Annotated in this window: 10 protein-coding genes; 9 read left to right on the plus strand and 1 reads right to left on the minus strand. The window is 56.8% G+C overall.

The features are described 5' to 3' along the window. Together ACWI8T_RS06535 and ACWI8T_RS06540 are read left to right on the plus strand one after the other, a co-directional pair. On the plus strand, positions 1–1825 hold a 1825-nt coding region (locus ACWI8T_RS06535; protein ID WP_449138357.1), incomplete at its 5' end, for a molybdopterin-containing oxidoreductase family protein. Between the two features lie 2 nt (positions 1826–1827). Next, positions 1828–2436: a 4Fe-4S dicluster domain-containing protein gene (locus ACWI8T_RS06540; RefSeq protein ID WP_449138358.1), complete on the plus strand. Its 609-nt coding sequence runs from the start codon at positions 1828–1830 to the stop codon at positions 2434–2436. A gap of 206 nt (positions 2437–2642) precedes the next feature. On the opposite strand, the gene ACWI8T_RS06545 is transcribed toward ACWI8T_RS06540, so the two are convergent. After that, complete coding sequence (locus ACWI8T_RS06545) at positions 2643–3167, minus strand: hypothetical protein (RefSeq protein ID WP_449138359.1); 525 nt, start codon at positions 3165–3167, stop codon at positions 2643–2645. 44 nt (positions 3168–3211) lie between these two features. Between ACWI8T_RS06545 and ACWI8T_RS06550 the strand changes: the two genes are divergently transcribed. The 7 genes from ACWI8T_RS06550 to ACWI8T_RS06580 all read left to right on the plus strand — a co-directional run. After that, positions 3212–3901: a hypothetical protein gene (locus ACWI8T_RS06550; protein WP_449138360.1), complete on the plus strand. Its 690-nt coding sequence runs from the start codon at positions 3212–3214 to the stop codon at positions 3899–3901. A gap of 34 nt (positions 3902–3935) precedes the next feature. Beyond that, positions 3936–4430, plus strand: a complete 495-nt coding sequence (locus ACWI8T_RS06555) for an RNA polymerase sigma factor (protein ID WP_449138361.1) — start codon at positions 3936–3938, stop codon at positions 4428–4430. Further along, positions 4430–5410: an anti-sigma-I factor RsgI family protein gene (locus ACWI8T_RS06560; protein ID WP_449138362.1), complete on the plus strand. Its 981-nt coding sequence runs from the start codon at positions 4430–4432 to the stop codon at positions 5408–5410. Before ACWI8T_RS06555 ends, ACWI8T_RS06560 begins: the two co-directional genes overlap by 1 nt. Before the next feature lie 104 nt (positions 5411–5514). Then, positions 5515–5805: a sodium:proline symporter gene (locus ACWI8T_RS06565; RefSeq protein ID WP_449138363.1), complete on the plus strand. Its 291-nt coding sequence runs from the start codon at positions 5515–5517 to the stop codon at positions 5803–5805. Further along, a complete protein-coding gene (locus tag ACWI8T_RS06570; protein ID WP_449138364.1) occupies positions 5798–6067 on the plus strand; it encodes a sirohydrochlorin cobaltochelatase in 270 nt (89 codons plus the stop codon). The genes ACWI8T_RS06565 and ACWI8T_RS06570 overlap by 8 nt, the downstream gene beginning before the upstream one ends. 236 nt (positions 6068–6303) lie before the next feature. After that, positions 6304–8298 carry a DNA gyrase/topoisomerase IV subunit B gene (locus ACWI8T_RS06575; protein ID WP_114616118.1) on the plus strand — a complete coding sequence of 665 codons (1995 nt, stop codon included), beginning with the start codon at positions 6304–6306 and terminating at the stop codon, positions 8296–8298. A gap of 70 nt (positions 8299–8368) precedes the next feature. Further along, a partial coding sequence (locus ACWI8T_RS06580) for a DNA gyrase subunit A (RefSeq protein WP_449138365.1) occupies positions 8369–9272 on the plus strand: 904 nt, incomplete at its 3' end.

A 9272-nucleotide genomic window follows, 5' to 3' on the forward strand; every position in this document is an offset into this window, starting at 1 on the left:
TCACCTGGGCGGAGCCTCGACGACCGTTGGCTCGCTGTGCTGCGCTGGAACCAGCGCCGCCGAAGTGCCTATTTACGGACAGCGCTTCCTTGACACGCGCAACCAAATCGAGAAGAGCAATTACGTTATCGCCTGGGGCAACAATCCCGCTATCTCCAAACAGGGCTATTTCCAGCGCTTCGAGAAGATGATGGAAAACGGCGGCAAGTTCGTCGTAATTGACCCCATTTGCACTGAATCTGCCGCCAAAGCGTCCGAATGGATTCAACCTTGGCCCGGCACCGATGCCGCGCTCGCCCTTGCGATGATTAAAATCGTCATCGACGAAGACCTGTTTGACAAGGAATTCACCCTCGCCCACACCTGCGCGCCATGTCTCGTCGATAAGGCGACCGGCGAACCTGTCTTGCAAGACAAAGATGACCCGACTTCTTTCGTTGTTTTCGATACCAAGAGCAACGAAATCGTGCGCCACGACAAAGAGGGCATCGAAGCAGCGCTGAAGCTCGACGGAACTTCTGCCGCCGATGCATATAACACCGAATTTGAGCTCATTTACGCCGAAGCGGAGAAATGGGATTCCGCTGCTGCCGAAGCAGAATGCGGCGTTCCCGCAGCCGACATTGAACGCATCGCCCGCGAATATGCACAGGCCGATAAAGCAATGATCATTCAAAACATGGGCGGCTTCATGCGCACGGAAAACGGCACGAACGCCGTCGGCACTCAGCTGTACCTTGCAGCCCTGTGCGGCCACGTTGGCCACGAAGGCGACGGCATCAGCGACGCAGGTGGCGTTAACGAGGTCAAGACCGGATCCCCCATCGAGGTTCCGAAGGTCGAAGATCCCGCGCCGAGCATTCCGCGTTTCAAGTTTGGCGAGGCCATTCTGAGCGAAAATCCGCTCAAGGTGAACGTTCTGTACTCCATGACGGGCAACCCGATGACGCAGTGGCCGAACACCAATATGGTGAAGAAGGCTCTGGAAAAGATTCCGTTCGTCATTACCGCCGATCAATACCTCACTTCTACCGGCCTCTACTCCGACCTCGTTCTTCCTGTAACAGGAGTGTTCGAGACTGAGGGCGTCTTGGCCAACCATCGCAGCCATTGGATTCAGCTGTGCGAAAAAGCCGTTGACGGACCTGGCGAATCGAAGAGCGACTTCGAAATCTTCTCCGAACTTGCTACGCGCTTCGGATTCGGCGATGCTTTCAGCAAGCCCATGGACGAAATGATTTCAAACGTTCTCGAACCCACTGGCGTTACGCTCGACGAGCTTAAAGAAAAGCATGCCGTATGCGTGGTCGACGACAATTACATCCCGTTCAAGGACGGCGAATTCAAGACCAAGTCCAAGAAAGCTGAATTCTGGGTTGCGGCCTGGAAGAAGGATGGATTCAATCCCATTGCAACCTACGCTCGCGCCGAAGAAGACGCGCGCAATGGGGATGAACTCGCCCAGAAGTACCCGCTCTTTAGCGTACAGCGCAAAACCTATCGCAGTGTGCACTCCACCTTCAACAATCTTGAATGGATGAACGAGGTCTGCGATCAGGCGCCGGTTATTCTCATTAACACCGCAGACGCCGAAGCACGTGGCATCAAAGACGGAGATAAGGTTGTCGTATTCAACGATCGCGGCGAACACCATGGCATCGCAGAGGTTGGCGAGCGCATCAAGCAGGGCGTTGTCGGCCTTCAGAATGGCTGGTGGGAGCAGCAGGGCGGCTCAAGCAGCTATGTAACGAATGACAAATGGAAGACCCTTGGCGGTACCCATTGCTGCAACCAGACCCTTATCGAAGTTAAGAAGGAGGCGTAGTCATGGCTCTCGGTTTCTGGATGAACAACAAGAACTGCTACGGCTGCAAAACGTGCTCCATTGCGTGCAAGAGCGAGAAACAGCTGAACGAAGGCGTCTTGCTCCGCAAGGTATCGTGCATTCGCCAAGATAGCCCCGTCAACGTTTCCTTCCTCTCGATGTCGTGCAACCACTGCGAGGACCCTGCATGCGTAAAGGCGTGCCCCGTTGAGGCTTACACCAAGCTCGACAATGGAATCGTCAAACAAGATCACGACAAGTGCATCGGCTGCAAAATGTGCATCGAGGCTTGCCCCTACAACGCTCCGTGCTACGACGAAGAGGAGAGCAAGACCTACAAGTGCGACATGTGCTATGACCGTCAACAGCGCGGCGAGCTGCCTGCATGCGTCGCTGCTTGCCCCGGAGCAAACATCGCCGTTGGGGAGATGGAGGACCTGCAAAAGAATCACCAGGCCAATATCGTTTCCGACGAGAACTCGGGGACGAAGCCGAACTTCGTTATCACGGTGGACCCGAAGCTCAACAAGGAGCCGGACGACTCTGCCATGGAGCAACGCGACGTCGAAGTTGACGTGAACACGGCAGCAGCCAACGCGGCAAAGAAATAATCTTCTCTCAGGCGCAATCCCTCCCACGCGCCATGCAGGGGCCCAGGTCATCTGGGCCCCTGTTGTATTGATGCGACCTGCACTACTTCCCGATGGAATGGGTCGATCGTCTGGAAGTGATCAGCCCACACGAGCGCCAGAAGCTCGTGCCTTAACGGCATTTATGCGCCCCTATGCCCCTTATCCTGCCCCTTCGTATTCCCCAATTAAAACGAAGCGGAATATTCCATTATCCTGCGCGCAGTGTCGCAACTCACTTTCGATACGTCTCCTTTTCCAAGGTAGGCGTACACGTTTCCAAGGTTTAAATCGAGGTCTTTGCATATGCGATATGTAGTTAGGCCCTTTTGCCGCATTGTTTCGCATATTTTGTCTCGCATTAATGTGTTAATCCTTCGAGTGCGAGCTGGCTCATTCTTTTTCGCTTGGTAAGCATTCCAAACCTTCTTATAGCGCTCGGGGGCATCGTCGGATTGCAGCCAGGCCTCAACGTTGTCGCACAAGGCCAGCGACAGAGAGACCCTCGTGTAATCCGGATGCAGCCAAGTGCCCATCGTGAACGATACGAGATATTCTGCCTTTCCTTGAAGCGCCGCAAAAACCATTAACGCTTCCGCCGCTGCAGGCTGATCGCAAACAACGGCCTTGCACAGTTTGCGAAGGTTATCCGTTTGCTGCCCCGTCAATTCTCGACAATATCCGCGGAGAAAACCTTTGAATGTAAGATTCATTGCTGCCTCCACTTTTTCTTAAACTGCTCAGACGGCACACAAGCTTGGCTGCTTATATGAGACTCCTAGTATTATTCATGTTGATTAATATTATTATTCTAGTACAGTTTTTAAAAACCTTGCAAGGATTCCTCCACCTGAATCGTTTCTTTATTGAAAGCCCGAAACGACAGGAGGACGCCATGACATACACCGCTTCTCAAAACCTCAAAACCCGCACGACCTATACGGCAGGAGCGCTTTTCGCAACCCTGATTCTTGTTGCAGGAATCGCAGCGCTCGCCATGCACCCAGAGGAGGCGTTCGCGAAGCCCCTCTGTACCGAAAATGGGCCCCGCTGCGCAAGCGTCAACACCAACGCCAGCGCCGCCGACAACGCTCATTCGCTATGCAACAGCATGGCATGCATGCGCTCCGCAATCGAAGGGAAGCTCTGCGCGCAACGTTGCCTGAGCGGCGATGGCGCGGCCTTCATCGACGAAAATGACAACGGTATCTGCGATAATTACGAAAACGGCCTTTGCCCAGGTAACGGCTTAGGCTACGGGAACGGCAATGGATTGGGTAACGGTTCTGGCACCCAAAATGGCAGCGCTTATGGATACGGCAGCGGCAATAGCTACGGAGCCTGCGCCAACGGCAGCGGATGCGGCTACGCTCAGGGCCACGGCCACGGCGCCTGCAACGGCTTCGTCGACGGCCACCAGCGCGCCCAAAATTGCCCCAACCGCTAAATGGCATCAACTCGAGGAACGCACGCACAAAAGTATGAGACCTTCTGAAGACATATCACGCGCCATGAGCGAGCACGGCGATGCCGTGTGGCGCGCGTGCGTCGCATACATGCCCGCGCACGATGCCGAAGACGTGCTGCAGAACACGTTCCTGAAATACGCCATGCATGAACAGGCCTTTTCAAACACCGAGCACGAAAAGGCCTGGCTTTTGCGCGTCGCGATCAACGAATGCAAAGACGCCCTGAAGGCGGCCCGCGCGAAAAACGTCTCGCTCGAAAGCCGTCTCGAGGCGTACAACGACCATCTGCTCGGCATTCAAGACGACTCGACCCAAACCGAAATCGGCGTTAAACGCATACTTGAAGCCATGGACGCGCTCAGCGATCCGCCGAAAACGCAGGTCTATCTGTCGCTCGTCGAGGGCTACACGGCTTCCGAAATTTCCGAAATGACCAACATGCCCGAAAATACCGTCTATTCATGGATATCGCGCGGGCGCAAGCGGCTGCGGGAGGTGCTCAGCTAATGGCAAATAATGAAGAACACCAGGTCAAAGAAGCGTTTGAAGCCATCCACCTTCCGAACGACATCGCCGCACGCACGCTCGCGAGCATCGAAGCAAAACGCGAGCAGCGGGAAAGCGGGCGCACCGAGGAGCTTTTGACTGCTCGGGAAACCCGTCACCCAAACAAACTCGCAGGTCACGAAGGCAAGGTTGCCGTCAAACCCTCGGCATCGCAAGCAAACTGCCACACAATCAAAGCGTCGAAAGGGCAGGGGAGCGCCACTCCTCAGAAGCGCCGCAAAGCCCTGCGTTTCGCCAAAGGCGGACGCATCGCCGCGATTGCGGCGTGCGTGGCGCTTGCCGCGTGCCTCATAGGCGGCGTAGCCGATTTCCTGCGACCCGTGGCATACGTGGGGATCGACGTGAACCCGTCGGTCGAGCTGACGCTGAACCGTTTCGACATCGTGGTGGGAACATGCGCGCTCAACGATGACGGCCAGCGGGCGCTTGACGAGGCCCCCTGCATGTGGCGCGCCTTCGACGACGCCGCGCGCGAGCTTGACGGCGCCATGCGAGCCATCGCCGGCGAGGGCGCCGTCGTGGAGGTGTCCATCGATTGCGACAACGAGAATCGCTACGCCGCGCTCGCCGCGCAAAGCAACGATTGCTTCGGCTGCAACGGCGAGGCGCACTGCGACCGCACGAACGCCGAGGAGCGCCAAGCCGCCCACAATTCAGGTATGGGCGTTGCGAAATACCGCGCCTACCAGGCACTTCAAGAAATTGGAGTAGACATTTCAGCCGAAGAATGCGACTCCATGAGCATGCGAGATCTACGCAATATGCTCGCGGAAAACGGAATTGACGAAAACGAAGGGGAGGGCGAACACGCCGGCATGGGCAATGGGCAGGGCGCAGGCGCCCACGGCGACAACAGCGCTAAGGGTCACGGCCACGGGAACGGGAGCGGCAACGGCAATGGGAAGCACGCCCAGGAATAACACCCGTCTCGTTCCGAAATAGCGGCAAAAAGTCCTTTCCGTGCTACAATCGTCCATAATATAAACCGTTATTACGGACCGAATCAAGGGAAGGAAGACGTGTCATGCCGCCGATTTACCCTTCAACCGCGTTAAAGAATCAACAACGGGAAATCAAGCAACTCGCCGACACGCAAATTGTCTACATTACCGAGAACGGTCGAGGAAAGTACGTCTTCATGTCCGAAAACGTACTTCAAAAGCAAATCGACAGCGCCGTCGAAAACGCGCTTTACGAAGCGCGCATGGCCGAGGCGTTGAGAGAATCGCGGGAAGATTTCGCGCAAGGGCGATTCTATTCATCAAGAGCCGACCTCCTTGCCGCAGTCGAGCGGAAACGCGCGCAACATGACTAAGTTGCTCTATTCCGATCGATTCGCGAGCGACCTCGCAGGCGTAACGTCCGCAAAAATCGAAAGAAAAATCTTCGACATCCTCGACGCAATCGAGGCCGCCGGCGACATCGGCCCGAAAGCGGTGCCCGAATCGATTCGCTCCGAGTTCGGCGCAGGCGTACGCAAGCTCGCGGTAAATCCTTTCGACCTCGTCTATACCTACGATGCCGAACGCGATATCGCCTTCATCGAGGCGCTTATTCACCAACGCGCCGCATGGTAGCCGAAACTCTCGCACTTATCGAACATACGTCCGATGTTTTTGCTGTGTCATCGTCTCGGCACGCGCGCGGCATGTGGTAAAGTCAGCGTTTGAACAACCCGGCCAGCAATGCCTGGCCTAGCAGCAACCCGCCACCAACGCCGCGCTTGCGAAGCGGCAAGGCCCGGGCGGAAAACGCGGCGGCGCCTGCGAGGGCAGCGAGCCGCGCGAGGAACACTACCATCGAAAGAGCGAGAATGGCAAACACCACGGCCAATTACGGCAACGACAGCATTCGCCAGCTGAAAGACGAGGAGCGCGTACGCCTGCGCCCCGCCGTTATTTTCGGCTCCGATGGCTTGGACGGCTGCGCGCACGCCGCCTTCGAGATTCTGTCCAACTCGGTCGACGAAGCCCGCCAAGGCTATGGCGACCTCATCACGCTTACCGCTTTCGCCGACGGCTCCATTCAGGTCGAAGACAACGGCCGCGGCTGCCCGCTCGACTGGAACCCCACCGAAAAGCGCTTCAACTGGGAGCTCGTCTTCTGCGAGCTGTACGCGGGCGGCAAATACAACAACAACCAAGGCGGCGACTACGACTTCTCGCTGGGCACCAACGGCCTGGGCTCGTGCGCCACGCAGTACGCCTCCGAATATATGGACGTCAACGTTTGGCGCGACGGCAACAAATACTCCCTGCATTTCAAGAAGGGCAAAGTCGTTGGCGCCAAAAAGAAGGCACTGCAAGTTGAGCCTTCCGACGAAAACCGCACCGGCACCACCATCAAATGGCGCCCCGACCTCGAGGTTTTCACGTCTATCGACATTCCTGCCGACTGGTATCGCGAAACCATGCGCCGCCAGGCGGTCGTCAACGCCAACGTCACCTTCCGCCTGCGCCTCGAAGGCCCCGAAGGCTTCACCGAGGAAGATTTCTGCTATCCCAAGGGCATCGAAGACTACGTGCTGGAAAAGGTCGGCGCCGATTATTTGACCGAGCCGTTCTTCATCCAGGCCGACCGTCGTGGCCGCGACCGCGACGACCTGCCCGATTACAACGTCAAAATCACCGCCTGCCTGTGCTTCTCGCGCACCTTCCAAATGCAGGAGTACTACCACAATTCGTCGTGGCTCGAAAACGGCGGTTCGCCCGAGAAGGCTGCGCGCAGCGCCCTGACCAGCGCTCTTGACGCATACATCAAGTCGCAGGACAAATACACCAAAAACGAGACCGCCATCAAATGGCAAGACGTGCAAGACTGCCTCGTGCTCGTGACCAACTGTTTCTCGACGCAAACGTCCTACGAGAACCAAACGAAAAAGGCCATCAACAACCGCTTCATCCAGCAGGCTATGACGGCGTTTTTCAAGGAACGTCTCACCACGTACCTCATCGAGAATAAGGAAGCCGCCGGCAAAATCGTCGAGCAGGTGCTCATCAACAAGCGTTCGCGAGAAAACGCCGAGAAAACGCGCCAGAGCATCAAAACCAACCTGCAGCAGAAAACCGACATGGCCAACCGCGTGCAGAAGTTCATCGACTGCCGCTCGAAAGACAAAGGCCGCCGCGAAGTCTACATCGTCGAGGGCGACTCGGCGGCGGGCGCCATTCGCACGTCGCGCGATGCCGAGTTCCAAGGCGTCATGCCTGTTCGAGGCAAGATTCTCAACTGCCTGAAAGAAGACTACCCGCGCATTTTCAAGTCCGACATCATCATGGACTTGCTGCGCGTTCTTGGTTGCGGCGTCGAAGTCAAAGACAAGCGCATGAAGAACCTGGGCACCTTCGATCTGGACAACCTCAACTGGAGCAAGGTCATCATCTGCACCGACGCCGACGTTGACGGCTACCATATTCGCACGCTCATCCTCACCATGCTCTACCGCCTTGTGCCCACGCTCATCGACGAGGGCTACGTCTACATCGCCGAATCGCCGCTGTACGAAATCAACTGCAAGGAAAAGACGTACTTCGCCTACACCGACCTCGAGAAGAACAACATCTTGAAGGAAATCGGCGACCAGAAGTGCTCAATCAACCGCTCGAAAGGTCTTGGTGAGAACGACCCCGACATGATGTGGCTCACCACCATGAACCCCGAAACGCGTCGCCTGATCAAGGTCGAGCCCGAAGACGTCGCCACCATGGAGAACATGTTCAACCTGCTGCTCGGCAACGATGACGAGGGCCGCAAGCGCCACATCGCGGAGCACGGCAAGGAATACCTCGACCAGCTCGACCTGCAGTAACGCCATATAACCGCTCGAGCCGCCCACGCGGCTCGATAGATGAGCCCGACACACGCACCAAGGGGAAACCGTGGCAATAAAGAAGAAGACCAAAACCGAATCGAAGAAAAAGCACGTTGACAATCCCAACGTGATCGGCCTGCATTCCGAGGTCATGGAGCAGCCCATCACGCAAACGCTCGAACAGAACTACATGCCCTACGCCATGAGCACGAACGTGTCGCGCGCGTTCCCGGAGATCGACGGTTTCAAGCCGTCGCACCGCAAGCTGCTCTATACCATGTACAAAATGGGCCTGCTGAACGGCGCGCGCCAGAAGAGCGCGAACATCGTCGGCCAAACCATGAAGCTCAACCCGCACGGCGATTCCGCCATCTACGAGACCATGGTGCGCCTTGCCACGGGCAACGAGGCGCTGCTCGCGCCGTTCGTCGAATCGAAGGGCAACTTCGGCAAATACTATTCCGGCGACCTGAGCTATGCGGCCTCGCGTTACACCGAAGCCAAGCTCTCGCCGATCTGCGCCGAGATTTTCAAAGACATCGATAAAGACCCAGTCGACTTCGTGGACAGCTACGACGGCGCCATGAAGGAGCCGCGCCTTCTGCCCACCACGTTCCCCAACATCCTCGTGTCGGCGAACAAGGGCATTGGCGTTGCCATGGCTTCCGATATTTGCGGCTTCAACCTGAACGAAGTGTGCACGGCAACCATGCACTTCTTAAGCGACCCCGAGTGCGACCTGCTTGAATACATGCCCGCGCCCGATTTCTCCACCGGCGGCGAAATCATCTACCGCCGCGAGGAAATGGAGCGCATCTTCAACACGGGCCTCGGCAGCTTCCAAATTCGCTCGCGCTGGCGCTATCTGTCCGATGAGCGCATCATCGAGGTGTACGAGATTCCGTACACCACCAAAACCGACGTCATCATCGAGCGCATCGTGAAGCTCTCCAAAGAGGGCAAAGTGCGCG

The organism is Slackia sp. (assembly GCF_977041755.1).

Bases quoted from the DNA above. Each gene is read 5' to 3' on its own strand.
- ACWI8T_RS06540 (WP_449138358.1), top strand. From the start codon at position 1,828: ATGGCTCTCGGTTTCTGGATGAACAACAAGAACTGCTACGGCTGCAAA.
- ACWI8T_RS06545 (WP_449138359.1), bottom strand. From the start codon at position 3,167: ATGAATCTTACATTCAAAGGTTTTCTCCGCGGATATTGTCGAGAATTG.
- ACWI8T_RS06555 (WP_449138361.1), top strand. From the start codon at position 3,936: ATGAGACCTTCTGAAGACATATCACGCGCCATGAGCGAGCACGGCGAT.
- ACWI8T_RS06560 (WP_449138362.1), top strand. From the start codon at position 4,430: ATGGCAAATAATGAAGAACACCAGGTCAAAGAAGCGTTTGAAGCCATC.
- ACWI8T_RS06565 (WP_449138363.1), top strand. From the start codon at position 5,515: ATGCCGCCGATTTACCCTTCAACCGCGTTAAAGAATCAACAACGGGAA.
- ACWI8T_RS06570 (WP_449138364.1), top strand. From the start codon at position 5,798: ATGACTAAGTTGCTCTATTCCGATCGATTCGCGAGCGACCTCGCAGGC.
- ACWI8T_RS06575 (WP_114616118.1), top strand. From the start codon at position 6,304: ATGGCAAACACCACGGCCAATTACGGCAACGACAGCATTCGCCAGCTG.